The sequence below is a fragment of the Streptacidiphilus sp. ASG 303 genome (assembly GCF_020991365.1).
GTDB lineage: Bacteria > Actinomycetota > Actinomycetes > Streptomycetales > Streptomycetaceae > Peterkaempfera.
Map to the genome: position 1 here is coordinate 1 of NZ_JAJLRA010000029.1, position 24134 is coordinate 24134.

Genomic DNA, 24134 nt, shown 5'->3' on the forward strand with positions numbered 1-24134 from the left:
TGCCGGTGATCCCGCCACGGACGACCCCGCCCGTCGGCACCCGGCAGCAGCGGCGCGATCCGCTCCCACGCCGCATCCGTCAACTCACCACGACCCACCACAAGATCAATTATCAGACACGGCCTAGGACGGATTTGGCGCTAACCTCGTCCCATGTCCTTGAGCGCCGACGACCCCCGGCCCGCCTCGCAGCAGGTGGCGGACGCCATCCGCGCAGAGATCCGGTCAGGGGAGCTGGCCCCCGGCGCCAAGCTGCCGTCCGTGCGTGACCTGGCAAAGCGCTACACCGTCGCTCCGATGACGGCGCAGAGCGCGGTGGAGATCCTGCGGGGCGAAGGACTGGTGTACACGAGCCCCGGACGCGGCAGCTTCGTCCGTGAGCAGGCCGAGGCACCCGAGCCCGAGCACTCGCCCGAGTACCTCGCCATCAAGCAGCACCTGGACGCCCTGGACGCGACGGTCCGGGATCTCTCCGCTCGACTTGCCGAGCTGGAGGAGCAGGCGAAGCAGGCAGCGCCGTAGCCACCTGGTCCACCCGCTCGGCCAGCCCCGCCACCTCTGCCGTCACGGCCGAGAGCCGATCGAGGATGGCCGCCATTTCCTCCGGCGTCATGGTCACCGGTCGTCCTCCGAGTCCTGTAGCTTCCGTCCCGAGCACAGACAGCACACCGCACGCCAGGGCAGTGACTACAGCCTGAGAGTCGATCACTCACAGCTCACTCACAGGCACACCCGCAGGGGAGGCGGAATGTCGAGCGAGGCCCCGAGCGCAGAGCCGTTCATCGCGGAGTTGAAGCGGTGGCGCGACGTGCGGGGGGTGTCCCAATCGGCGCTCGCCCGATCCGTCGGATACACCCCCTCCTACGTCTCCAAGGTCGAGGGCGGCCAGCAGCGGCCCAGCCGGGAGTTCGCCGAGCAGGCCGACCGGGTGCTGTCCGCGGGCGGCGCACTGCGGCGGACCTTCACCGAGCTGGAGACCGGCGGCCGGCCGGGCATCACGCTCCCGCACCAGCACACCGCCGAACCCCAGACGCTCGAATCCCAGCCCGCCAGCCTGATCGTCGTGCACGACGACGCCGAGCTGCGCTACGACGGCGCCACCTACCGCGCCACCCAGCGGCGGCGGATCCACAACGCCAGCCCTGACCCGATCACCCAGTACCTCATCCGGATCTCGGTGGACCGCTACCCCGGCAACCCCGAGCACTCCAACCGGCACTACCGCGACAACCCCCTCACCTGGGACGAGATCGCTCTGACCGCGCGTATCGGCAACGAGCCCATCGGCTGGCGCGTCCAGCACGACCGCGACGCCTTCAAAGAGCTGTGGCTCCTGTTCGAGAACGACGACGGGCGCTACCCGCTCTACCCGGGCGAGACCGCATGGATCGAGTACTCCTACACCGTCAGCGACGACAAGTGGGGCACCTGGTTCCAGCGCGCGGTCCGCCTGCCCACCGAGCGCCTCAGCGTCCGGCTCGACTTCCCCGCCGACCTCGACCCGGTCGTCTGGGGCACCGAGACCACCATGACCGCGGCCGCCTTCCCGTTCCGCACCGCCATCCACCAGAGCAGCTACGGCGACCGCCGCCTGTTCTCCTGGACCACCGACGACCCGCCCCTGCACGCCCGCTACCGGCTGGAGTGGAAGTTCCGCGCCCGCCCCGACCACGAGGAGACCGCCCCCGCCATGCCCGCGAGCGCCAGCGAGAAGATGCGATCCATCGGCGTCGTCCAGGCCGGAGACCCCCTCCTCACCCAGCGGGCCCGACCCTTCGACCTCCCCGCAGAGGCCGAGGACGCCCGGCGCGTGGTCGCCGAACTCAACTCCGCCGCCGAGAGGGCCGCCGGCATCCACACCTTCAGCAAGGGCATGGGCTGCGCCGCACCCCAGATCGGCATCGACCGAGCCGCCGCCATCGTGCGCACCCCGAACGGCGAGACCCTCACCCTCCTCAACCCCCGGGTGATCGAGGAGTCCGCCGAGACCGACGAGCAGTACGAGGGCTGCTGGAGCTTCTTCGACGTGCGCGGCATGGTCCCCCGGCCCCTGAGCATCACCGTCGAGCACCAGGACACCGACGGCCAGCGCCGCATCACCATCTTCGACCAGGGCGTCGCCCGCCTCGTGGCCCACGAGATCGACCACCTCGAAGGCGTCCTCTACACCACCCGCATGCGCCCCGGAGTCGAACCCATCCCCGTCTCGCAGTACCGAGGCACCGGCCGGATCTGGTCCTACGAGGGGAAGGCGTCCTAGCTGTGACCACGACCGAAAGGCGGGCCTTGCATGGCTTTCTTCGCGAAGCGCCGTAAGCATGGGGCCGTGCAGCGCTCCGCACCACCAGAGTTGCTGGCCGAGGCCGAACGGTACCCCGGCGGCTGGGTCTACGAGATCGATGCGGACCTCATCGAAGACGGCCCAGACGGCGCAGTACCGCCCGGAGCGATCATCGGCGGCTGGCAGGTCGACAAGCGAGGCCGGTTGACCGGGGTCTTCAGGGAGAACCCCAACTACGAGGGCAAAGGCTGAGTGGTTACGGATTTCTCTACTGGATCAAGGCGCTCGCTTCGCTCGCTGCGGCGCCGCGCGGCGCCGCTCGCCGTCGCTCCTGCCTGCGTCCCGCTCCGGCGGCGGCCCGCTCCGCGCCGCAAGGCGGGAGGGGGATTGGCCGGCCGGTGGCTGGGGCGGGCGCCGACACGATCTTTAGCCACCTCCCCGGTCCGGGACCCGACGTCGAGCAAGACCAGGGGGCCGATCGGGCTAGATGCGGGCAGGCAGGAGCCAGCCCGATTCGCGGCCAGCGTATGGCCCCCTGGCCATGCTCGACCCCAGCCCGGGCAGGCCACCGGCCAAAGATCGCGCCAACGCCCGCGCGGTACGCTCCCTACCCGGGATGCCGAGCCAAGGAGAGGGCCTACATGAGCGCCACGCTTCTGGTAGCGCTGGCCGAGTCGCTGGCTCGGCTCGCGACCGATATCGATCTCACCGACGACGAAGAGGTTGATCCCGACCTGGCTACCAGGTGGTTCGAGGATCTGGCCTACCGCTTGGATCAGCTATCCCGAGAGGACCGGTCGAAGCTGGCGGAGATCGTCCGGCAGATGGCCGAGCGGGAGAGCGTTCCCGCACGGCGCGGAGCGCTCCTGGAGTTCCCCGAGAACTTGGGCTTGGACCAGGACGACGAGCCCTGAGAGCAGTAGCTGACAGCAACGGCCCCAGACTCCGACGGATCAGGGAGTACAACAGCGGAGTGGAGTGCCGTGGCCTGAGCCGCCGAACTGGTCAGCGCCGACGCCTACGGCATCACTGATAAGGAAGAAGCCACTTCGCTCGGCCGCGGGTCTTCAAATGAGGGCCGCGCGCCCTATCTGTACTCGGCAAGGAACTGCGGCCGGCACCTCTGCCGATAGTCGTCCAAGGCACGTTGCAGCATGATCGCCCCGCGAGGGATGCGGTCGCTGAGGTGCTTCCACCCTGTAAGGCGGACATGGTCCGGAATCTCGACAAGCCCAGTGATCGCGTCCCAGAAGGCGTCCCAGTTACTGCCGTAGAAGTCGGGAAAGTGAAGAGTCTGCGCGAGCACAGCGTGTAGTTCGCGCTCATCAGTAACTGAGCTGACGTCGATGGTGAGCATGGCCAGCATCGTGGCATATACCGACGGCTCAGCTCGTTGGCGCCGTGCCCGCTACGTGCCCGTTCGGGCGGGGCACAGCGGAGACTCACGGGGAACGCCGGTGCCGACCGCGCTCGGGCGCAGGTCAGGGATTTGCCAGGTCAGCCGCGATCCGTATACGCCGTCTTCCAAGCTGGGACACTGGATGCGAGCCCAGGAGTCAGCTGCCCTGATCATCCTCCGGTCCGAGCGAGCGTAGGACGCCTTCGTAGTCGCCGGTAGCCACCAGGTCATCGATGACTCGAACCATGGCGGGGATGCCGGCTTCGCGGACAATGAGCCCGTCCCAGCACCAGAAGTAGCTGCCGTCCAGGCACTCGCCGGTGCCCTTCCAGTGGTCCATGATGCGCTGCACCTCATCGAGGGTGAACACCGTTCCGGACCAGCGGTTACCGTCGGTGAACGTCACCCACATGTCGACGTTGCACACCTCGTCCAGGTCTTCATCCGCCCCGGGCACGAAACAGATCTCGTACCGGACCCGCTTCACCCGATAGAACGGGCCATCCCACACAGTGCCCCCAAGAAGGTGCCGCCGCGTTGGCGGCGGACCAGATCGACTCGGTGCGGAAGCTACAACCGCAAGCCGCCCCAGGGCCAGCCGGACCGCGGACGCGAAACGGCCCCGGGCGATCAAGTCCCGGGGCCGTCTCTGGGCCGTGAAATGACGATCAGCGCCGACCAACAATGACAACCGCTGACGGCATCAGCACTGGTCAGAAGAACACAGCCGTTGGGCAGTGCAGCTCAGCAGATCGATTGATCAGTAGACGGGCTTCTCCGGCTCGATCTGGTTGACCCAGCCGATCACGCCGCCGCCGACGTGGACCGCGTCGGAGAAGCCGGCCGACTTAAGCACGGCCAGGACCTCGGCGGAGCGGACACCGGTCTTGCAGTGCAGGACGATCTTCCTGTCCTGCGGCAGGTCCTGGAGGGCGTTGCCCATCAGGAACTCGTTCTTCGGGACCAGGCGGGCGCCCGGGATGGAGACGATCTCGTACTCGTTGGGCTCGCGGACGTCGATGATGTCGATGTTCTCGCCCTCGTCGATCCACTCCTTGAGCTGCTTGGGAGTGATCGTCGAGCCGAGGACGGCCTCCTGGGCCTCCTCGGACACCACGCCGCAGAACGCCTCGTAGTCGATCAGCTCGGTGACCGTCGGGTTCTCGCCGCAGACCGCGCAGTCGGGGTCCTTGCGGACCTTCACCGTGCGGTACTGCATCTCCAGCGCGTCGTAGATCATCAGGCGGCCGACCAGCGGCTCGCCGACGCCCGCGAGGAGCTTGATCGCCTCGGTGACCTGGATGGAGCCGATGGAGGCGCAGAGCACGCCCAGCACGCCGCCCTCGGCGCAGGAGGGGACCATGCCCGGCGGCGGGGCCTCCGGGTAGAGGCAGCGGTAGCAGGGGCCGTGCTCGGCCCAGAAGACGCTGGCCTGGCCGTCGAAGCGGTAGATGGAGCCCCAGACGTAGGGCTTGCCCAGCAGCACGGCCGCGTCGTTCACCAGGTAGCGCGTGGCGAAGTTGTCGGTGCCGTCGACGATGAGGTCGTAGCCGGAGAAGATCTCCATGACGTTGGAGGTGTCCAGCCGCTCCTCGTGGAGCACGACGTCCACCAGCGGGTTGATCTCCTTGACGGAGTCGCGCGCGGACTCGGCCTTCGACCGGCCGACGTCCGACTGGCCGTGGATGACCTGCCGCTGGAGGTTCGACTCGTCCACGACGTCGAACTCGACGATGCCCAGCGTGCCGACGCCCGCCGCGGCCAGGTAGAGCAGGGCGGGCGAGCCGAGGCCGCCGGCGCCCACGCAGAGCACCTTGGCGTTCTTCAGCCGCTTCTGCCCGTCCATCCCGACGTCGGGGATGATCAGGTGGCGGGAGTACCTGCGGACCTCGTCGACGGTGAGCTCGGCGGCCGGCTCGACCAGGGGTGGCAGCGACACGGGGACTCCGATGGTCGTCAGTTCGTCTGTTCTCCGGGTCAACAGTGTCACGGCGGTTCTTGTTCCGAGACACCCGTTCCGAGGGGCGAGACGTCCGGCGACGGATCGTGGACGCGCTCAGCCCTCCGCCGGGTACCGCACGGACCGCGAGGTGCCGAAGGCCGTCCCGACGGGCTCCGGCAGCGGCACCCGGCCGCCGAAGCGGTACCGGTGGCGGCCCGGGCAGGACTGCCGCGCCGGGTCGGGATCCTCCAGGACGTCGGTCCAGCCCTCGCCGTCGGGGTTGACGACGACGGAGGGCGGGACACCCGCCGAGGCGTGCATCTCCGGCTTGACCTCCAGGTCGCGCACCACCCCGGTCCGGTTCCTCCTCCCCCCTGGGGGGAGACGGTCTCGAGGACCGCGGCGACGTGCACCGGGTCGACGCCGTCCACGAAGCCGAGGTCGCGGTCCGCCCAGACGGGCATGGTGTCCGGGACGGGCTCACCGTCCCGCTCGGGGACGGCGACCGCCTGGTTCGGCCACACCTCGCAGCGGTCCTCGGGGACCTGCCGGTCGATGAGGCGGACGATCCGGTTGTGGAAGGTCTCCGGCGTCGTCGTCATGACGATCTCGCCGTACAGGTACCCGGCCCGGACGCCTTCGACCGGCTCCGTCTCCCTCCCCACGCGCAGCATGTCGATCGTCGCCGGCGTCCCGGTCCGGAGGGCGCGCGGCCGCCGCGCCCGTCTGCGGGCGCAGGTGCCGCACGCCCCCGCCGGCCTCACACGCGGCAGGCGATCTCGGTCCAGACGTCCGCCAGGGACTCCTCCAGGGGGATGCGGGGCCGCCAGCCGAGGCGGTCGCGCGCCGTGCGGACGTCGGCCTGCCGCCACAGGACGGGCTCGGCCGGGTAGCGGGGCTCGGCGGCCCCGTGCCCCGGGGGCGCGGACGCCGCGCCCCCGGGGACGGAGGACCCGTCGGCCGGGGCGGGCGGCGGGGGCAGCGCGGGGCGGCCCTCCTCCACCAGGCGCCCGTCGAAGCCGGAGGCGCGGACCAGCAGCTCGGCCGCGTCGCGGACCCGCGTCCCCGTGCCGCTGCCGATGTTGACGATCCCGGTGGCGGCGGACACGGCGGCCGACTGCACGGCCCGCGCCACGTCGCGGACGTCGACGAAGTCGCGGAAGGCGGACAGGTCGGGGGCCCGCAGCTGCGGCTCGCCGCGCTCCAGGGCGCGCCGCAGCCCCTCGGCCAGGCGGCCGAAGAGCGATCCGGTGGGGGCCCCGGGGCCCACCGCGTCGAAGACCCGCAGCACGGCGGCGTCCAGCCCGGAGGAGAGCACCAGCTCGGTGCCGGCCAGCTTGGTCACCCCGTACGGGCCGAGGGGGCGCGGTTCGGCGGTCTCCGGGACCGGCTGGCCGAAGGGCGCCGGCCCGTACTCGGCGGCGGACCCCACGTGGATGAGGCGGGCGGGCTCGTGGCTGCGCCGGACGGCCTCGCAGACGGTGGCCACGGCGACGGTGTTGGCCCTGGTCAGGGCGCGGGGACTGCCGTACGTGGCACCGGCGCAGTTGATGATCACCCGGGGCATGACGGCGTCGAGGAAGCGGGCGAGCGCGCCGGGGCTGCCCGCGGAGAGGTCGAACCGGATGTCCGCGGTGTCGCGCCGGCCGAGGACGGTGACCTGGAGCTCGGGGTCGGCGAGCAGGCGGTCGGCGACGCGGCGGCCGATGAAGCCGTCCGCGCCCAGCAGCAGCACCCTCATGTGGGGGTCGGTCCTTCCGTGAGCGGGGTCCGGGCGGACGGCCCGGAGCGTGCGGGGGCCGGGGGAGGCCCGGCCGGTGCGGCACGGTGGGCGCCGGGCCGCACCAGTGCGGCCCAGGCCCAGGGCAGCAGGGCGGCGGCCGCGGCGCCGCAGCCGGCGAGCTGGACGGCCGCCGGGCCGTGGGCGGCGAGGAGGTCCCGGCCGGGCAGGGCCAGGGGCAGCGCCCGCACCGCGAGGAGCAGGCCCGTCCCGCCGGCCGCGGCGGCGGCGCCGGCGGCCGCGGCCCCCGGGCGGCCGCAGCGGAGCAGCAGGACGACCAGGGACAGCAGCAGTGCGGCGGCCCCCTGGGCGCCCCACTGGAGCGCGCCGAAGTCCTCCTCCCGACCGCCGGGGCGGACGGCGAGGACGGCGGCGGTGAGCAGGGCGACGGCGCAGAGGTGCAGCAGGACGGCCGCCGGCAGGACCGGGACCATCCGGCGCCGGAACTCGGCGATGCCGGCCGCCGCGGCCAGGTGGGACCGTCCGGCGTGCCGGAACCAGCGCGCACACCACTCGGCCGCGCCCATGCCGACCGCCAGGGCCGCCGGCGTGGCGGGGGAGGCGGGATCCCCCCCGCCCGCGAACGGCAGGACCAGCGGCATCACCAGCACCGCCCCGACCCCGGCGGCGGCGACCGCCCGCAGGGAGGTGCCGGCCGGGCCGGTCCCGGGCGGCGCCGGGGCGGACGGTCCGGGGCGGCCCCCCTCCCACCGGGCGGTCTCCAGCGCCGTGGCGGCGTACCAGGCGCCGGCGACGGCCGCGGCCGCCAGCAGGGCCCAGGGCGAGGACCGGGGGGCGACCGCCCGGATCGCGGCGAAGGCGGCGCAGGGCAGCGCGTAGAGCACGGCGGCGAGCAGGCTCGCACCGGCGCGGCGCCGCCAGGGGCCGGCCGCGTCCGGGGCCGCGGAGTCGGCGGTCCGCCGCGGCACCCGCGCGTACAGCTCCTCCGCCAGGGCGAAGACGTCCGCGTGGCGGCAGCGGGCGACCGCGTCGGGCCCGACGCCCGCGGCCTCCAGACCGGCGGCGATCTCCAGCGGGTCGGTGGCGCTCTCGCACAGGTCGCGGTGGCGTTCCATGAGTTCGCGCACGGGATCGGCCCCGGACGGCCGCGGGGGGCGGGGAGCGGTCACGGCGCCTCCTGCGGGCGTGCGAGGACGGGCGGGCGTCTGGTCATGCGACCTCCCGGTGGCGGGACGGACGGGTGTCGCCGGGCGGAACGGCCGGGCCGGGCCCGCGGACCGGGCCGGGATCACGGACCGGGTCGGGCCCGTCGACCGGGTCGGGCCCGTCGACCGGTTCGGGCTCACGGGCGGAGGCCGGCCGGGCGGTCCCGCGGACCGGGCCGGGCGGGCGGCCGGTGCCGGCGACCGGACCGGCCCCCGGACGGTGCCCGGCGGGCCGCTGCCCTGCCGACCGGTACTCGGCGGGCAGGGCGAAGGGCTCGGCGGACGGGCGGCCCGCCTCCGGGAAGGCCGGCCAGCGGGCGGCGGCGTCCAGGTAGGCGCGCCGCAGGGTGCCGGCGGCGGTCTCCGCGGAGAAGAGCTCGAGGGCGCGCCGCCGCCCGGCCGTCCCGAGCCGGGCGCGGCGCCGCGGATCGCGCAGCAGGGCGGTGCACGCATCGGCCAGCGCCTGCGGGTCGCCCGGCGGCACCAGGACGCCGGCGGGGCCGAGCACCTCCCTGGCGGGCCCGACGTCCTCCGCGACCACGACCCGGCCGCTGAGCATCGCCTCGGCCAGCGGTCCGGCGGACGGCCGGTCGGAGGCGGGCAGCAGGACCACGCTGCCCGCGCCGTGCACCGGGCCCGGGACGCCGCCGGCCCCGGCGGGGCCGCCCGCCGCCGGAGCGCTCGCCGCAGGGTCGGGAGCAGCGGGGGCGGGAGCAGCGGGGGCGGGGGCGCAGGCCCGTACCCGCAGTGCGGGGAACGACCCGCGCACCAGGGCGACGGCCTCCCGCACCGCCGGGTCCGCCGCGACCGCGTCCGGCTCGCGCAGCCACAGCAGCGTCGGCACGGGGGGTTCGGGGCCCGCCGCCGGGCGCGGGCCGTCCGCCACCGGGTCGCGGAGCACCCGCGTGCGGGCCGGGTCGGCCCCGCACCGCTCCAGCCAGCGGCGTTCGTGGTCGCTGCCGGCGAGGACCACGGCCGCGCGCCCCAGCGCCTCGCGGGCGAGCAGACGGGAGAAGGAGAGGAGGAGCGCACGGGCCGGCCCGGGACCGGGGGCGGAGCCGGGGGGCGGCTCCCCCGGCAGGAGCCGGTGGCCGCTGACGGTGCAGGGCACGCCGTGCAGCCGCCCGGCGAGGAGCGCGGCCAGGGCGGCGGGGGTGCCGCCGGTGACGTGGCACAGGTCGGCCGAGGGGGCGCCCGCCGGGTCGCGGAGCCATCCGGCGGCGAGGGGCCGCAGGGCCCGCTCCAGGGCGTCCGACGCGGCGAGGACGTCGCGGGCGGCGGGGGCCCGGACCGAAGCGGGGCCGCTCCCGGACCGCCAGGTCCGCTCCAGCAGCCGCGCCGCCTCCTCGCACCGCAGCAGGGCCGGGAGGTGGCCGGGGGGCTCCGCCGCGTCCGCCAGGGCGTACAGGGCCGCGGGGAGGGAGGCGCTCTCCCGCGGTTCGGCCAGCGCCCGCACCAGGGCCTCGTAGGACCGCAGCAGGCGCGCCCGGCGGCGGCCGCGCGGCGCGCGGTCCCGGCGGCCCGCCGGGGCCGCGTCGAGGACCGGGTGCAGGAACGCGTGCTCGGGCAGGCTGCGCTCCGCCCAGGCGCACCAGTCGGCACCGCCGGGTGCGGAACGCGGAGCAGTCGCGTCGTCGCTCGCGGTGAGCAGGGCGATGCGCACGGGACCTCCGGGGCGGATCGGGCGGCGGAACGGCGGGGCTGTCGGAGGCGGGGCGGCGGCCGGGGACGGCAGCGGCCGGGGCACGGCGGCACGCGGCGCCCCGGAGGGCGCCGGACCGGCCCGTACCGGGACCGCCCGTGCCCGGACCGTCCGTGCCGGGAGGGCCCCCACCGGGGCGGACCGGCGGCGGCCGGGCGTGCACGGGCGGGCAGCCCACGCCGGGGCCTCCCGACGCGAGGCACCCGACGCTTGTTCGGTCCAGCCCCTCGAAGGTAGGCGCCCGCGCGGCCGGGCCGTCGGTCACTTGCGTGGCCGCCACCTGAAGGAGTGAATGGCCGTAACCTGCACGTCCGCGGGGGCGCGGGCCCGGACGGCGGACGGCGGACGGCGGACGGCACGGCCCCGGGACGGCGCCGGGACGGCAGGGGGCGGGGCGGCGGGAACGCGGAGGCCGCCCGGCGCGGTCGGCGCGGGGCGGCCTCGGACGGTACGGCCGGCGGGGCGGCCGCAGGACGGGCGACGGGGCGGCGGGCGGGCGGCCCGGCCCGCCGCACCGCGCACGGCCGCGGCGGTCCGGCTCGGGCCGCCGCGGCCCGGCTCGGCCCGCGGCGGTCCGGGCTCAGGCCACCGCGGCCGGCTCCGCCCCGTCCGCGCTCCGGTCCAGGGCGAGCAGCGCCCGCCGGGCCCGGCGCCGGGACGCCGCCTCGGCCGGGTCCAGCACCGGGACCGCGGCGAGCAGCCGCCGCGTGTAGGGGTGCTGCGGGGACTCGTACACCCTGTCGGCGTCGCCCCACTCCACGACCTGCCCCTGCCGCATGACCGCGACCCGGTCGCTGACCTGCCGGACCACCGCGAGGTCGTGGGCGATGAAGACCAGGGTGAGCCCGAACTCGCGCTGCAGGTCCCCGAGGAGCCCCACGACCTGGGCCTGGGTGGAGACGTCCAGGGCGGAGACCGGCTCGTCGCAGACGATCAGCCGGGGGCGCACCGCGAGGGCGCGGGCGATGCCGACGCGCTGCCGCTGGCCGCCGGAGAACTCGTGCGGGTAGCGGTCGTACCAGGAGGCGGGCAGCCCCACCCGCTCCAGCAGGTCGCGCACCTCGGACCGGGCGGCCGCGGCGTCCGCACCGCCCGCCAGCAGGGGCTCGGCGACGGAGTCGCCGACGGAGCGGCGCGGGTTGAGGGAGGAGACGGGGTCCTGGAAGACCATCTGCAGGTCGCGCCGGACGGGGCGCAGGGCGCGCTCGCCGTCCCGGGAGATGTCCCGGCCGTCGAGGAGGATCCGTCCGGAGGTGGGCTCCAGGAGCCGGACCATCATGCGGCCGAGGGTGGTCTTGCCGCTGCCGCTCTCGCCGACGACGCCGAGGGTCTCGCCGCGCCGCACGTCGAGGGTGACGCCGTCGACGGCGCGGTGCTGCGGCCGGCGGCCGAGCAGCCGGCCGAGGCCGGGGGCGCGCTCGCCGCCGGAGCCGCGGGGGGCCGGGTAGTGCCGGTGGAGGTCCTCGACGCGGAGCAGCACGTCGTCGCCGACCGGCACGGGGGTGCGCCGGGCCTCCAGGCGGGGCACGGCCTCGACGAGCTGCCGCGTGTACGGGCGCCCGGGGGCGCGCAGCACGTCCTCCGTGCCGCCGTGCTCGACGGCGCGCCCGCCCTGCATGACGAGGACCTCGTCGGTGGCGCCGGCCACCACGCCCAGGTCGTGGGTGACCAGCAGCAGCCCCATGCCGGTCTCCTCCCGCAGGTCGTGCAGGAGGTCGAGGATCTGCGCCTGGACGGTGACGTCCAGCGCGGTGGTGGGCTCGTCCGCGACGAGCACGTCGGGCTCGCAGGCGAGGGCCATGGCGATGAGCGCGCGCTGGCGCATGCCGCCGGAGAACTCGTGGGGGTGGGCGCCCGCGCGCCGGGCGGCGTCGGGGATGCCGACCCGGTCCAGGACCTCGACGGCCCGGGCGCGGGCGGCCCGGCGGGAGGCGCCCGTGTGCAGCCGGTACACCTCGGCGATTTGGTCGCCGACGGACCAGAAGGGGTCGAGGGCGGAGAGCGGGTCCTGGAAGACCATGGCGACCCGGTTGCCGCGCAGGCGCCGCAGCTCCTCGTCTGAGGCGGCGTTGACGTCCGTCCCGGCGACCCGGACGGTGCCGGTGACCTCGGCCCCGGTGCCGCGGTGCATGCCGAGCAGGGCGAAGGCGGCGGTGCTCTTGCCGGAGCCGGACTCCCCCACCAGGCCGAGGGACCGCCCGCGGGCCAGGGAGAGGGAGAGGCCGTCCACGGCCGTGACGGACCCGCCCTCGGCGTCGGCCGTGGGGAAGGAGACGCGCAGGTCGCGGACGTCGAGGAGCAGGTCGCCGGCCGGCTGGCCGCCGGAGGGCGACCGGTCGGTCAGGAGGTCGTCGGTCATGCCAGGGCCACCCGGGGGTCGGCCACCGCGTACAGGACGTCCGCGACGGCGTTGGCGATCACGATGAAGAAGGCGGCGAAGAGGGTCACGCCGACGACGACCGGCAGGTCGATGTGGTTGACCGCGTTCACCAGCAGCCGGCCGAGACCGTCGAAGCCGAAGACGGTCTCGGTGAGGGTGGCGCCGCCCAGCATGCCGCCGACGTCGATGGCCAGGAGCGTGATCACCGGCGTGAGGGCGCCGCGCAGGGCGTGCCCGGCGACGATGCGCCGCTCGGGCAGCCCGTACGCCCGGCCGGTGCGGATGTGGTCCTCGGCCAGCGTCTCCAGCATGGAGCTGCGGGTCATCCGGGCGTAGGCGGCGGCGCTGATCAGCGCCAGCGACAGCCAGGGCAGCACCAGGTTGGCGGCCCACCGGGCCGGGTCGTCGGCGATCGGCGTGTACTGCGGGAAGGGCAGCCAGCCCAGCCAGGAGCAGAAGGCCATCATCAGCAGCAGGCCGATGAGGAAGACCGGGGTCGACATGCCGGCCAGGGTGAGGCCGGTCAGGAGCCGCTCGGTGGCGCCGCCGCGGCGCAGGGCCGAGAGCAGGCCGGTGCCGACGCCGACGACCATCCAGATGACCATGGCGCCGAGGGTGAGCGAGACGTCCACCGGCAGGCGGGCGGTGATCATGCCGAGCACCGGCTGGTCGTACTGGAAGGAGTAGCCGAAGCAGGGGGCGGCGCAGTGGGTGGTATCGGCGCCCGCGTCGTAGTCGCGGCCGGCGACCAGGCCGCGCAGGAAGTGCCAGTACTGGTCCCACAGCGGCAGGTCGGTGCCGAGCTTGTGCCGGACCACGGCGAGCCGGTCGCCGTCGCAGCCCTTTCCGCAGGCGAGGATCGCGGGGTCGCCGGGGGTGGCGTAGAAGAGGGTGAAGACCACGGCCGACAGCACCAGCAGCACCAGGACGGTGCTGACGGAGCGTCGGAGGAGGAAGCGGAGCATGGCGGATCAGTCCTCGGTCCTCGGCGGCGTGGCGGCGTCGGCTGCGGCGGCCGGCACGCCGGCGCCGGGCCGGGCGGCCGACGCGGCCCTGCGCGGGGCCGCGTTCCCGCGCCGGGTGCCGGCCCGCAGCCGGGAGGCGGCGCGCGGGTCGAGGGCGGTGCGCAGCCCGTCGCCGAGGACGGTGAAGGCGAGCACGGTGACGAAGAGCAGCCCGGCGGGCAGCAGGACGTACGTCGGGTCGGTCTCGTACCAGGTGGTGGCGGTGGAGAGCATCTGCCCCCACGAGGAGGAGGGCGGCCGCACGCCGACGCCGAGGAAGGAGAGCCCCGCCTCGGAGGCGACGTTGACCGGCAGCCGCAGCAGCGCGAACGTGATGACCGGCGCCGCGAGGCCGGGCAGGATCTCGCGGCGGGCGACGCGCCAGCGGCCGGAGCCGCCGAGGCGTGCCGCGGCGACGTAGTCCAGGCCGCGCAGCGAGAGCACCTGGGCGCGGACGACGCGGGCCGGGGCGCCCCACCCGAGCACGCCGATGACGAGCATCAGCAGGACCGGCCGGGGGAAGCCCTCCGGCACGATCGCCATCAGGGCGATGGCGAAGACCAGCTCGGGGAAGGCGATGACCAGGTCCATCGCGCGGCTGAGCACCGTGTCGGCGAGCCGGTTGCCGAGCCCGGCGGCCAGCCCGACGAGGGTGCCCAGGGCGACCTGGACGAGGGTGGCGCCCACCGCGACGCCCAGCGAGACCCGGGCGCCGTGGGCGAGGCGGGCGAAGACGTCGCGGCCGTTGCCGGGCTCCACGCCCAGCCAGTGGTCGGCGCTCACGCCGCCGAAGGAGCCGGTCGGCACGCCGCCGGTCGCGGAGTCGACGAGGTCGCTGTGGAAGGTGGTGGGGTCCTGGCCCTCCAGGGCCGACAGCAGCGGCGCGGCCAGTGCGAAGAGCACCAGGAGCGCCACCACGGCCAGGGCGGCCATGGCGGCGCGGTTGCGGCGCAGCCGCTGCCACACCCGCCCCCGCCGCCGGGGCTCGGCGGCCCCGGCGGCGGTGGCGGTGTCGAGGACCGTCGCGGTCTCGCTCACTGCGTCCGTCCTACTTCACCGAGATGCGGGACAGGTCGTAGAGCCCGTTCCACTGGCTGACGTAGGTGTTGGTGACGTCCTTGCCGAAGAGGCGCTTGTAGACCGGGTGGTAGAGCGGCACGGTCAGGGCGCGCTTGCCCAGCTCGGCGTCGAGCCTCCCCCAGCGGGCCGCGGCGGCCTCCGGGTCGGTGAGCTTGTTGATGGCGTCGATCTCGGCGTTGACCTTCGGGTCGTCGAGCTGGCTGGCGTTGTAGTTGCCGCCGCCCTTCAGGATCTGCCGGCCGTCGAAGACCGGGGCCAGGAACGGGCCGCCGGACGGCCAGTCGGCGCCCCAGCTCTGCAGGAAGAGGCCGGGCTCGGTGGCCGGCTTCTGGGTCTTCTCGGCGTAGTCGTTGGACTCGGAGGCGTGCAGCCGCACCGTGATGCCGGCCTTCTTCAGCGCCTCCTGGACGGCGGTGGCGACCTCGGGGCCGTTGCCGTCGCCGGCGGAGGTGGTGTGGTCCAGGGTGATGGTGAGGCCGTTGGGGTAGCCGGCCTCGGCCAGGACCTTGCGGGCCTTCGCCGGGTCGCCGGAGGCGCCGCCGGGGAAGTAGTCGTAGGGGGTGTAGCCGAACGCCTTCTGGTCGGGCAGGAAGGTCGTGGCGGGCTTGGCGACGGCGGTGCCGCCGACGGCGTTGACCACCGACCGCCGGTCCACGGCGTAGGAGATCGCCTCGCGCACCTTCTGGTTGTCGAAGGGCTTGGCCTTGGTGTTGAACGCGAGGTACCAGGTCTCGCCGAAGAAGCCGGTGGCGACCCGGTCCTTCAGGCCCTGCGGGCCGTTCAGCTTCGCCAGCACCGAGGCGTCGATGTTGGTGTCGGTGGTGACGGCCCGCGCGTCGGCGCCGCTGCTCGCGGCGAGGCGCTGGTTGATCACGGACTGGTCGAGTCCGGACTGCACCACGATGCGGTCGGGGCCGGCGAGGCGCTGGTCGTCGTTCTTCTGCGACCAGTGCGGGTTGCGGGCCAGCACGATGGTCCGGCCCTGGTCGTTGCTGACGACCTTGTAGGGGCCGGAGGAGACCGGGTGCTTCTCGTAGTTCACGCCCGTGTCCTTGGCCTTCGGCACCGGGGCGAACTGGGTGGCGGTGGCCAGGTACGGGAAGTCGCCCTCGGGCTTGCGCAGGTGGAAGACGATGGTGCGGTCGTCGGGGACGACGATGGAGTCCAGCTCGCCGCCCTTGTACGGGCCCTGGTAGTCCTCGCCGCCGACCAGCCAGTCGCGCAGGTAGGGGGCGCCGCCGGGCAGCTCGGGGGCGAAGGAGCGCTCGATGCCGTACTTGACGTCCTGCGCCTTGATCGGCGTGCCGTCCTCGTACGTCAGGCCGTCCTTCAGGTGGTACGTCCAGGTCCGCGCGCCGTCGCTGGGCGTGCCGGTGTCGGTGGCCAGGTCCGGGACCGGCTTGGCGCCCTCGGGGCCGCCGGTGGTGTGGTCGCGGGTGGTCAGCGTGCGGAAGACCAGGGTGGGGATCTTGCCGCCGCCGGAGGTGTAGAGCCGCGCGGGGTCGAAGTGGCCCTGGTCGTTGTGGTTGAGCACGGTGAGGGTGCCGCCGCGGTAGTCCTTCGGGTCGAAGGCCTTGTGACCGGACCCGCCCGCACCGCCGCCGCTCCCGCAGGCGACGGCGAGGCTCGACAGGAGTGCCGTACCGGCGGCCGCGTACAGGGCTCTGGACTTGCGCATGGGAGGTACCTCTCGGGGTGTTGCCGGACGTCCCGGGGGCGGGACGGGGCGGGACGGGGCAGGGACGGAGGGGGCGTGGCGGGGCCCGGGGCGCGGCGGTGCGCCGTTCGGCCGGGCGCGGTGCGGGGCCGGGCGGGGGGTCGCGGGGCGGCGCCGTGGAGGCGGCCCGGGGCGGTCGGCGTCAGGGACAGTCGACGTCGGCGACGCAGAGCGCGGCCACGCCGAGGAGCGCCAGCCGGAAGGCGGCGCTGCGACAGGGCGGACCGGTGCGAACCATGAGGGAAACTTTGAACCCTCATAAGTAAATAGTCAAAGTCGATCGGCATACCGAGACAAACACCACATCCTTCGACCGGAACCGCTCGTTGGGACACGGCGGGGCCCCCGTCCGCCGCGGAGGCGGCCCCGCCCCGACCCGCCCCGCGCCGCGCGCACGACGCCGCACCGCGGCGGCCGTGCAGCCGCGCAGCCGTGTCCGCGCAGACCCCGCCCCCGCCGGAGGACGCCCCGATGCCCGCCGTTCCGCCCCAGGGCCGCCCGGCCCCGCCGGTCCCGCCCCGCACCGCACCGTCCCGGCCCGCCCCCGCCCGGCCCGCGCTGTCCTGGGTGGTCCTGCTCTGCGCGGCCCTGCTCTGCGGCTGCGTGTCGACGGGCCCGGGCCGGGACCCCGGCCCGGCCCGGACCGTCGCCCCGGCCGCCCCCGCGGCCCCCTCGCCGCTCCCGGCGGCGGGCGGGGGCACGTCCGTGGAGCGGTACGGCGTCGCCGAGGGCGACCCCGGGGCGCAGCCGACGGGGCGGCGGCCCGACGAGGCCGGCGGGAACCCAGCGACGGCCGGGGACCCGCACGGCGCGGAGGCGGCCGGGCGGGAGCGCGGCGCGGAGGCGCACCCCTCGCACCGCCGCCTGCTCCGGCCGCAGCGGCGCGCGGCCGGGCGGCACGGCGCACACGGCGGCACGCACCACGGCCGCCGCCCGGGCCCGCGCACCGGCGGCCGGCACACCGGCGGCCGGGGCGGCGTCTGCGACCTGGGCACCCGCTTCGGCCGCTGGGCGCCGGGCAGCGCCGCGGAGCGGACCTGCCGCCAGGTCTACGGGTGAGCGTCCGTCACCCGGAAACCCCCTCCCGGAGGGATGGGTGACGCCGCGTCACGCCTTCCGGACGACCCGTCGGCCCTCGGCCGGGACCGGCCTCCCCCCGCGCGCCGCGGCCTCCGCGGCCAGCTCGCGGAAGGCCCGGGCCACCTGCACCGGGTGCTCCATCATCGCGACGTGCCCGGAGTCCGGGAGCACCAGCAGCCGGGCGTCGGGGAACGCCTCGCAGGCCCGGCGGGCGCTGCGGTACGACACCAGCCGGTCCCGCAGCCCGTACACCAGCAGCACCGGCGCCTGCACCTGCCCGGCCTGTCGCCACAGCGACTGCGCGCCCCGCTCGGCGTAGGCGCGGACGATGCCCCGGGCGGAGCGTGCCAGCACGTCCATCGCGTAGGGCAGGTCCATCCGGCGGCGGTACTCCCGCACCGCGAGGTCGCGCCGGTCCTGGGGGATCAGCTCCGGGTCGCCGTAGACGAGGGCGAAGAGCGCGGCGGTGCGCTGCTCGGCGCTCTGCCCCGCCGCCAGCCGCTCCAGCAGCCGGGCCGCCCCGGGGACGGCCAGCAGGCCGGTGGGCAGCGCGGTGTGCTGCGGCGGCAGCTCGGGCAGGGCCGGGGAGACCAGGGTGAGGGTGCGGACCAGGTCCGGGCGGAGCGCCGCCAGGCGGACGGCGACGGCGCCGCCGAGGGAGTTGCCGAAGAGGTGCACCGGGCCCCGGTCCGCGGACTCCAGGTAGGCGGTGACCGCGCGGACGTGCCCGGACAGCGACAGGTCGCCGTCGTCCGGCGGGGCCGAGTGGCCGAAGCCGGGCAGGTCCACGGCCTCGGCGTGCACGTCGCCGGCCAGTTCCGCCATCAGCTCGGCCCAGTTCTGGGTGGAGCCGCCCAGGCCGTGCACCATCACGGCGGGCGGCAGTCCGTCGGCGTCCGGCTCCACGGCGCTGACCGCCAGGGTGCAGCCGGGCACGGCCACGGTGCGCAGCGGGTGCCCGGGCACCGGGCCGGTCCGGTGCGGGTCCGCCTGGTGCGGGACCGCGGGGTGCGGGGCGGGTATCGGACCGGTGGCGGGGGTCGGCGTCATGGACGCCGATGCTACGCAGGGCGGCCCCGCCGCGCAGGAGGACGCCCGCCCCGCAGGAGGTCCCGCCGCCCGGGGCGGACGCCCGCGCAGCCGGACCCGTCCGGCCCGTGTGCGGAGCGGCGCCCGGGGCACGCTCCCCCGTGCCCGGCCGAGGAGTGGCCGGGCGAGCAGAGGCCGCAGGCGGGCCGGCGCCCGCCGGTCCGGCCGCCACAGGGAGGCACGATGTCCGACACGACGCCGCACGGCGGGGCCGTCGCCCGTACCGACCGGGGCCCGGCCCTGGAGGAGGGGCTGGCCGGTGCGCCGGCGCCCGCCGACCCGGACGAGATCGCGGACCGGGAGGAGGACACGGAGGCCCCCGAGATCGACCTGGAGGCGCCCGAGGCGGACGCGCAGGAGCAGCACCGGGAGGTGCGGCGGCACCGCGACGAGCCGGAGGCCGCGAGTGCCGGGTTCGACGCCGACCCGGCGGACGCCACCGAGCAGCGCCGGGTGGTGGACCTCGACGAGGACGACTACCGCTGACCTGCCCACCTCTCCGCCCGGCGCCCCGCCGCCGGTCCGCGCCCCGAGGGCTGCGGGCCGGCGCGGGCCCGCCGCCCTCCCGCGGCGGCTTGTCGCGTTCCCACAAGGGGGAGCTGCGCTTTTCTCCGCTTCACCGTGGGCAGGAGGGGTTACCGAAAAGTAGGATGGGCACCTTGCAAGGCACCGACCGCACGGCCCCGGCCGCCGGCCGGCCGGCGGACGGGTCGCAGCAACGGTGCGCGACCCGCCCGGCGGCGACCGGACGGCGTCACCGCGAGCCGTTGACCGTGATGTGAGGGAGCGCCGTGACGGCCATCCAGGACACGGACGAGCGCCCGCGCCCGGGCGGCAGGAGCACCGGACGGCTTCCGCGGAGCGCGCGCCGCAACCAGCTGCTCGGCGCCGCCCAGGAGGTGTTCGTCGCCCAGGGCTACCACGCCGCGGCCATGGACGACATCGCCGAGCGGGCCGGTGTCAGCAAGCCCGTGCTCTACCAGCACTTCCCCGGGAAGCTGGAGCTGTACCTGGCCCTGCTGGACAAGCACTGCGACGCCCTGGTCGAGGCGATCCGGGCGGCGCTGGAGGCCACCACCGACAACAAGCAGCGGGTGGCGGCCACCACCGAGGCCTACTTCACCTACGTCGCTAGCGAGTCCGGCGCGTTCCGGCTGGTCTTCGAGTCCGACCTCACCAACGAGGAGGCGGTCAAGGAGCGGGTGGAGCGCGTCACCCGGGAGACCGCGACCCTGGTCAGCAAGGTGATCGCGGAGGACACCGACCTGCCCGAGGAGGCGGCGATGCTGCTCGCCGTCGGCGTCTGCGGCGCCTGCCAGGTCACGGCGCGCTACTGGCTGGCGGAGTCCGGCGACATCCCGCGCGACGAGGCGGTGCGGCTGGTCTCCAGCCTCTCCTGGCGCGGCCTCAAGGGCTTCCCGATGCACCCCCGGGAGGGGCAGCCGGGCCAGCAGGCCGACTGAGACCCCGATCGTGCACGTCACCGGCGGCCGCACGGTTAAGGTGGGGCCGTACGAAGGATCACTGCAACCCCCGGAGGGACGGGAAGCCGTGGAGGTCAAGATCGGCGTGCAGAACGCCGCCCGCGAGATCGTTCTCGAGAGCGCGCAGTCTGCCGATGAGGTCCAGCGGGCAGTGTCGCAGGCGCTCGAGGGCGGGGCGAAGCTGCTCACGCTCGCCGACGAGCACGGCCGCCGCGTCATCGTCCCGGCCGAGCGCCTGGCATACGTGGAGATCGGCGAGCAGACGGTGCGCAAGGTGGGCTTCGGCACCCTCTGAGTACTTCCCCCCGCCCCGCGCGGAGGGGGTCCGTGCCTCACGGGGCCCCGCGTCCGGACGTCCGGACGCGGGGCCCCGTCGCGTGCCGGGCGGGAGGCCCCGTCGCGTGCCGGCGCGGGGCGCCCCGGCCGCGGCCCGCCCCCGCGCCGGCCGGCGGTCGTGCCGGCGGTCGTGCCGCCGTCCGTGGCACCGCACGTGTCACCCGGCGTGCACCTGGGTAGTGCCCGGGGTGACCGGAAAGCGCCGTTTGCAGGGGGCGCTCCGGCACCGGCGGCAAAGGAGGCGCCCCATGCTCGCGGAGACCCTCGTCCTCGCCCTGGCGGGACTGCTCGTCGGGGCGGCAGCGGTGGCGGCCCTCCCCGAGTACTTCCCCTCGCCGCGCCCGCTGACGGTGCTCACCGGTGCGGTGTCCGCGCTGGTCGCCGGGCTGGTGACGCGTGCCGCGCTCGGGTCGGAGCACCCGGCGCTGAGCACCGGCGTGGGGGTGGTCACCGCCGGGCTGCTGGTCTCCGTGCTGGCCCGGCCGGACCGGGTGCGCCGCGGCCGCGGCGGCCCGCAGGGCCACCGTCCGGCCTGACCCGCCGGGCCGCCCCGGCCCGGCCTCGGCGGCCGCCGGCGCCCGCACAGCCCGCCGGGCACGGGCCCGGCGGGCGCCTCCTCCCCCGGGCGCGGCTCAGGAGGCCAGGCCCAGCGCCGCCATCCGCTTGGTGTGCGCCTCGGTGATCCGGTTGAACATCTTGCCGACCTCCACCAGGTCGAAGCCCCGCACCTCGGCGCCGCCGATCAGCAGGTTGGAGAGCGCGTCGCGGTCGGCGACGACCCGCTGGGCCTGGCTGAGCGCCTCGCCCATCAGGCGCCGGCCCCACAGGGCGAGGCGCCCGCCGACCCGGGGGTCCTCCTCGATCGCGGTGCGGACCCGGTCCACGGCGAACCGGCCGTGCCCGGTGTCGGCCATCACGCCGAGCACGAGGTCCCGGGTGTCGTCGTCCAGCCGCACCGCGACCTCGCGGTAGAAGTCGGCGGCGATGGCGTCGCCCACGAACGCCTTGACCAGGCCCTCCAGCCAGTCGGCCGGCGCGGTCATCCGGTGGAAGGAGTCCAGGGGCTCCACGAAGGGCCGCATGGACTCGGCCGGGTCGGCGCCGACCGCGGCCAGCCGGTCGTGGAGCTGCCGGTAGTGCTGGAACTCGGCGGCGGCCATCCCCGCCAGCTCCGCCTTGTCGGTGAGGCCGGGGGCCATCTTGGCGTCCTCGGCCAGCCGCTCGAAGGCGCTCAGCTCGCCGTAGGCGAGGGCGCCGAGCAGGTCCACCACCGCGGCGCGGTAGTGCGGGTCCGCGGAGCACGCCTCCCAGTCGCCGATCGACTCGTGCCCGGCCGCGGCGGTGCCGGCCGCGCCCGCGGCCCCCGCGTCCGTGCCGTCCGTGCCGCCGCTGCCCTCGGCCGCGGTGCCCGCGGCGTCGCCATGAGTGTCCATGACTCCGCACTGTAGTGCGCGGACCTGCGGCGCAGCAGCGGTACCGGGCCCCGCACCGGTGCGCGCCGCCGCCCGCCCCCTCCCGGAGTGGTGCCCGCCGGGTATGGTGGTAGTGAGGCCCGCCGTGTTCACCCGATACGAGCAGTGGGTACTCAGTACGCGGATGCCCGGTCGGAGGACCGATCGGCTCCGACCAGACAACGCTTCAGTGGCCGAGCGAGGGCCGTCGCGGATCGCGCCGAGTACGGCGCCGGTCCCGCGCCGGGGCTCTTCGCGGGAATCTCCCGACGCCACGGGGCGCCGGGCCGACAGGCCGGCACGGCTGGTCGCGGTGCACGTCAGGGGCCGTACGGGCTCCCGGACCGCACCGCGGGCCCGCCCGCCGCCCTGCCGGGCACGGCGGTGCCCCGCAGGCCGCAGGGACCGGCGCGGTTGCGCGCCCCACGGGCCCCACGGCCCGCCGGGCGCCCGCCGTCCTCGTGCCCGGCCCCCACACGGAAGAGGCAGCATCCTGTCCACGTTTCGAGACCTCGGAATCCTCCCCGAGACCGCCGAAGCCCTTGAGGCGGTCGGCATCACCACTCCCTTCCCCATCCAGGAGATGACCCTCCCGGTCGCGCTGACCGGCCACGACGTCATCGGCCAGGCCAAGACCGGCACCGGCAAGACCCTGGGTTTCGGCCTGCCGCTGATCGACCGCGTGGTCGTCGGCGCCGACGTGGAGGCCGGCCGGGCGACCGACGCCGACCTGTGCGACGCGCCGCAGGCCCTCGTCGTCGTCCCCACCCGCGAGCTCTGCACGCAGGTGACCAACGACCTGCAGACCGCCGGCAAGGTGCGCAACGTCCGCGTGCTCGCCGTGTACGGCGGCCGCGCCTACGAGCCGCAGGTCGAGGCCCTGAAGAAGGGCGTCGACATCGTCGTCGGCACCCCGGGCCGCCTGCTCGACCTCGCCGGCCAGCGGAAGCTGGACCTGTCGAAGGTCCGCGCCCTGGTGCTGGACGAGGCCGACGAGATGCTCGACCTCGGCTTCCTCCCCGACGTCGAGAAGATCATCACCATGCTGCCGGCCGGCCGGCAGACCATGCTCTTCTCCGCCACCATGCCGGGCCAGGTCATCAGCCTCGCCCGCCGGTACATGCGGCAGCCCACCCACATCCGGGCCACCGCGCCGGACGACGAGGGCGCGACCGTCGCCTCCGTCACGCAGCACATCTTCCGCGCCCACTCGCTCGACAAGGTCGAGATGGTCTCGCGCATCCTGCAGGCCGACGGCCGCGGGCTGGCGATGATCTTCTGCCGGACCAAGCGCACCGCCGCCGACGTCGCCGACCAGCTGACCCGCCGCGGCTTCGCCGCCGGCGCGGTCCACGGCGACCTCGGCCAGGGCGCCCGCGAGCAGGCGCTGCGGGCCTTCCGCAACGGCAAGGTCGACGTGCTGGTCTGCACCGACGTCGCCGCCCGCGGCATCGACGTCGAGGGCGTCACCCACGTGGTGAACTACCAGTGCCCCGAGGACGAGAAGACCTACCTGCACCGGATCGGCCGCACCGGCCGCGCCGGGGCGTCCGGCACCGCCGTGACCCTGGTCGACTGGGACGACATCCCGCGCTGGCAGCTGATCAACAAGGCGCTGGACCTCCCCTTCAACGACCCGGAGGAGACCTACTCCACCTCGGCCCACCTGTACGAGCTGCTGGGCATCGCCCCGGGCACGGCCGGTGTCCTGCCGCGCTCCGAGCGCACCCGCGCCGGGCTGGACGCGGAGCAGATCGAGGACCTGGGCGAGACCGGCGGCCGCGGACGCGGCGGCCGGGGCGGCGAGCGGGGCGGCGACCGCCCGCGCGGCGGCCGGCCCGGGGGCCGGGGTCCGGCGGCCGACGAGGCGGCCGGGTCCGGCGACGGGGCGGAGCAGCCGCGCCGCACCCGCCAGCGCCGCCGCACCCGCGGCGGCTCGGCGGCCGCGGACGGCGCCGCGCCCGAGCAGGTGGCCGACGACGCGAAGGCCGCGGCGGGCGCTCCCGCCGTGACCGCCCCGGCGGCGGAGTCCGGCGAGGGCGGCGACGCCCCGCGCCGCCGTCGCCGCAACCGCCGCCCGGCGGCCGCCCGCACCGACGCCGCGGCCCCGGCCGCGGAGTCCGTCGGGGCCGCGGCCCCCACTGCCGCCGACGCGTCCGGGGAGGCCGGCACCGGCGCCCCGCGCCGCCGTCGGCGCACCCGCCGCCCGGCGGCCGACGGGGCGGCCCCGTCGGAGGGCTGAC

Annotated in this window: 25 protein-coding genes; 10 read left to right on the forward strand and 15 right to left on the reverse strand. The window is 75.6% G+C overall.

Annotated features, from left to right (window positions below):
* Nucleotides 1-101 (reverse strand): transposase (locus LO771_RS31485; RefSeq protein ID WP_374228235.1); only part of this gene is annotated, 101 nt, incomplete at its 3' end.
* A 52-nt stretch (nucleotides 102-153) separates the two neighbouring features.
* On the opposite strand from LO771_RS31485, the gene LO771_RS25365 reads away from it, so the two are divergent.
* The 4 genes from LO771_RS25365 to LO771_RS25380 all read left to right on the forward strand — a co-directional run bounded on the left by LO771_RS25365 (nucleotide 154) and on the right by LO771_RS25380 (nucleotide 3195).
* Complete coding sequence (locus LO771_RS25365; protein ID WP_230746835.1) at nucleotides 154-522, forward strand: GntR family transcriptional regulator; 369 nt, start codon at nucleotides 154-156, stop codon at nucleotides 520-522.
* Nucleotides 523-748: 226 nt separating this feature from the next.
* Nucleotides 749-2260 carry a peptide deformylase gene (locus LO771_RS25370; RefSeq protein ID WP_230746838.1) on the forward strand — a complete coding sequence of 504 codons (1512 nt, stop codon included), beginning with the start codon at nucleotides 749-751 and terminating at the stop codon, nucleotides 2258-2260.
* A 30-nt stretch (nucleotides 2261-2290) separates the two neighbouring features.
* Nucleotides 2291-2533, forward strand: a complete 243-nt coding sequence (locus LO771_RS25375) for a hypothetical protein (protein ID WP_230746840.1) — start codon at nucleotides 2291-2293, stop codon at nucleotides 2531-2533.
* A 389-nt stretch (nucleotides 2534-2922) separates the two neighbouring features.
* Nucleotides 2923-3195 carry a hypothetical protein gene (locus LO771_RS25380; RefSeq protein ID WP_230746842.1) on the forward strand — a complete coding sequence of 91 codons (273 nt, stop codon included), beginning with the start codon at nucleotides 2923-2925 and terminating at the stop codon, nucleotides 3193-3195.
* A gap of 173 nt (nucleotides 3196-3368) precedes the next feature.
* Here LO771_RS25380 and LO771_RS25385 read toward each other — a convergent pair whose 3' ends face one another.
* The 12 genes from LO771_RS25385 to LO771_RS31725 all read right to left on the reverse strand — a co-directional run bounded on the left by LO771_RS25385 (nucleotide 3369) and on the right by LO771_RS31725 (nucleotide 16689).
* The gene (locus LO771_RS25385; RefSeq protein ID WP_230746845.1) at nucleotides 3369-3638 is read right to left on the reverse strand and encodes a barstar family protein; all 270 of its coding nucleotides are present in this window, start codon (nucleotides 3636-3638) and stop codon (nucleotides 3369-3371) included.
* 199 nt (nucleotides 3639-3837) lie between these two features.
* A complete protein-coding gene (locus LO771_RS25390) occupies nucleotides 3838-4191 on the reverse strand; it encodes a hypothetical protein (RefSeq protein WP_230746847.1) in 354 nt (117 codons plus the stop codon).
* Nucleotides 4192-4440: 249 nt separating this feature from the next.
* Complete coding sequence (gene moeZ, locus LO771_RS25395) at nucleotides 4441-5619, reverse strand: adenylyltransferase/sulfurtransferase MoeZ (RefSeq protein WP_230746850.1); 1179 nt, start codon at nucleotides 5617-5619, stop codon at nucleotides 4441-4443.
* A gap of 117 nt (nucleotides 5620-5736) precedes the next feature.
* Nucleotides 5737-5973, reverse strand: coding sequence for a hypothetical protein (locus LO771_RS25400; RefSeq protein WP_230746851.1), 237 nt, complete (start codon nucleotides 5971-5973; stop codon nucleotides 5737-5739).
* A 409-nt stretch (nucleotides 5974-6382) separates the two neighbouring features.
* On the reverse strand, nucleotides 6383-7363 hold the full coding sequence (locus LO771_RS25405; protein WP_230746852.1) for an NAD(P)-dependent oxidoreductase: 981 nt from the start codon (nucleotides 7361-7363) through the stop codon (nucleotides 6383-6385).
* A complete protein-coding gene (locus LO771_RS25410; RefSeq protein WP_230746853.1) occupies nucleotides 7360-8532 on the reverse strand; it encodes a hypothetical protein in 1173 nt (390 codons plus the stop codon). The genes LO771_RS25405 and LO771_RS25410 overlap by 4 nt, the downstream gene beginning before the upstream one ends.
* A 40-nt stretch (nucleotides 8533-8572) precedes the next feature.
* Nucleotides 8573-10231 carry a glycosyltransferase gene (locus LO771_RS25415; protein WP_230746855.1) on the reverse strand — a complete coding sequence of 553 codons (1659 nt, stop codon included), beginning with the start codon at nucleotides 10229-10231 and terminating at the stop codon, nucleotides 8573-8575.
* A gap of 619 nt (nucleotides 10232-10850) precedes the next feature.
* On the reverse strand, nucleotides 10851-12629 hold the full coding sequence (locus LO771_RS25420) for an ABC transporter ATP-binding protein (protein ID WP_230746857.1): 1779 nt from the start codon (nucleotides 12627-12629) through the stop codon (nucleotides 10851-10853).
* Nucleotides 12626-13615, reverse strand: a complete 990-nt coding sequence (locus LO771_RS25425; protein WP_230746858.1) for an ABC transporter permease — start codon at nucleotides 13613-13615, stop codon at nucleotides 12626-12628. Before LO771_RS25425 ends, LO771_RS25420 begins: the two co-directional genes overlap by 4 nt.
* Before the next feature lie 6 nt (nucleotides 13616-13621).
* Nucleotides 13622-14692, reverse strand: coding sequence for an ABC transporter permease (locus LO771_RS25430; protein WP_230746860.1), 1071 nt, complete (start codon nucleotides 14690-14692; stop codon nucleotides 13622-13624).
* A 10-nt stretch (nucleotides 14693-14702) separates the two neighbouring features.
* A complete protein-coding gene (locus tag LO771_RS25435; protein WP_230746861.1) occupies nucleotides 14703-16412 on the reverse strand; it encodes an ABC transporter substrate-binding protein in 1710 nt (569 codons plus the stop codon).
* Between the two features lie 181 nt (nucleotides 16413-16593).
* The gene (locus LO771_RS31725) at nucleotides 16594-16689 is read right to left on the reverse strand and encodes an Ms4533A family Cys-rich leader peptide (protein ID WP_374228241.1); all 96 of its coding nucleotides are present in this window, start codon (nucleotides 16687-16689) and stop codon (nucleotides 16594-16596) included.
* A gap of 233 nt (nucleotides 16690-16922) precedes the next feature.
* Here LO771_RS31725 and LO771_RS25440 point away from each other — a divergent pair, with 233 nt between their 5' ends.
* Nucleotides 16923-17510: a hypothetical protein gene (locus LO771_RS25440; RefSeq protein ID WP_230746862.1), complete on the forward strand. Its 588-nt coding sequence runs from the start codon at nucleotides 16923-16925 to the stop codon at nucleotides 17508-17510.
* A gap of 48 nt (nucleotides 17511-17558) precedes the next feature.
* Here the strand turns inward: LO771_RS25440 and LO771_RS25445 are convergent, their stop codons facing one another.
* Nucleotides 17559-18581 carry an alpha/beta fold hydrolase gene (locus LO771_RS25445; protein WP_230746863.1) on the reverse strand — a complete coding sequence of 341 codons (1023 nt, stop codon included), beginning with the start codon at nucleotides 18579-18581 and terminating at the stop codon, nucleotides 17559-17561.
* Nucleotides 18582-18803: 222 nt separating this feature from the next.
* On the opposite strand from LO771_RS25445, the gene LO771_RS25450 reads away from it, so the two are divergent.
* The 4 genes from LO771_RS25450 to LO771_RS25465 all read left to right on the forward strand — a co-directional run bounded on the left by LO771_RS25450 (nucleotide 18804) and on the right by LO771_RS25465 (nucleotide 20976).
* Nucleotides 18804-19106 (forward strand): hypothetical protein, encoded by a 303-nt coding sequence (locus LO771_RS25450; protein ID WP_308188996.1) that lies wholly within the window; start codon nucleotides 18804-18806, stop codon nucleotides 19104-19106.
* A gap of 305 nt (nucleotides 19107-19411) precedes the next feature.
* On the forward strand, nucleotides 19412-20083 hold the full coding sequence (locus LO771_RS25455; protein ID WP_230746864.1) for a TetR/AcrR family transcriptional regulator: 672 nt from the start codon (nucleotides 19412-19414) through the stop codon (nucleotides 20081-20083).
* Between the two features lie 88 nt (nucleotides 20084-20171).
* The gene (locus tag LO771_RS25460) at nucleotides 20172-20399 is read left to right on the forward strand and encodes a DUF3107 domain-containing protein (protein ID WP_230746865.1); all 228 of its coding nucleotides are present in this window, start codon (nucleotides 20172-20174) and stop codon (nucleotides 20397-20399) included.
* A gap of 289 nt (nucleotides 20400-20688) precedes the next feature.
* Nucleotides 20689-20976 carry a hypothetical protein gene (locus LO771_RS25465; RefSeq protein ID WP_230746866.1) on the forward strand — a complete coding sequence of 96 codons (288 nt, stop codon included), beginning with the start codon at nucleotides 20689-20691 and terminating at the stop codon, nucleotides 20974-20976.
* Nucleotides 20977-21072: 96 nt separating this feature from the next.
* On the opposite strand, the gene LO771_RS25470 is transcribed toward LO771_RS25465, so the two are convergent.
* Nucleotides 21073-21873 (reverse strand): ferritin-like fold-containing protein, encoded by an 801-nt coding sequence (locus LO771_RS25470; RefSeq protein ID WP_230746868.1) that lies wholly within the window; start codon nucleotides 21871-21873, stop codon nucleotides 21073-21075.
* Nucleotides 21874-22474: 601 nt separating this feature from the next.
* On the opposite strand from LO771_RS25470, the gene LO771_RS25475 reads away from it, so the two are divergent.
* Entirely contained in the window at nucleotides 22475-24133 is a 1659-nt protein-coding gene (locus LO771_RS25475; RefSeq protein WP_230746870.1) for a DEAD/DEAH box helicase, read from the forward strand.
* Nucleotide 24134: the final 1 nt, after the last annotated feature.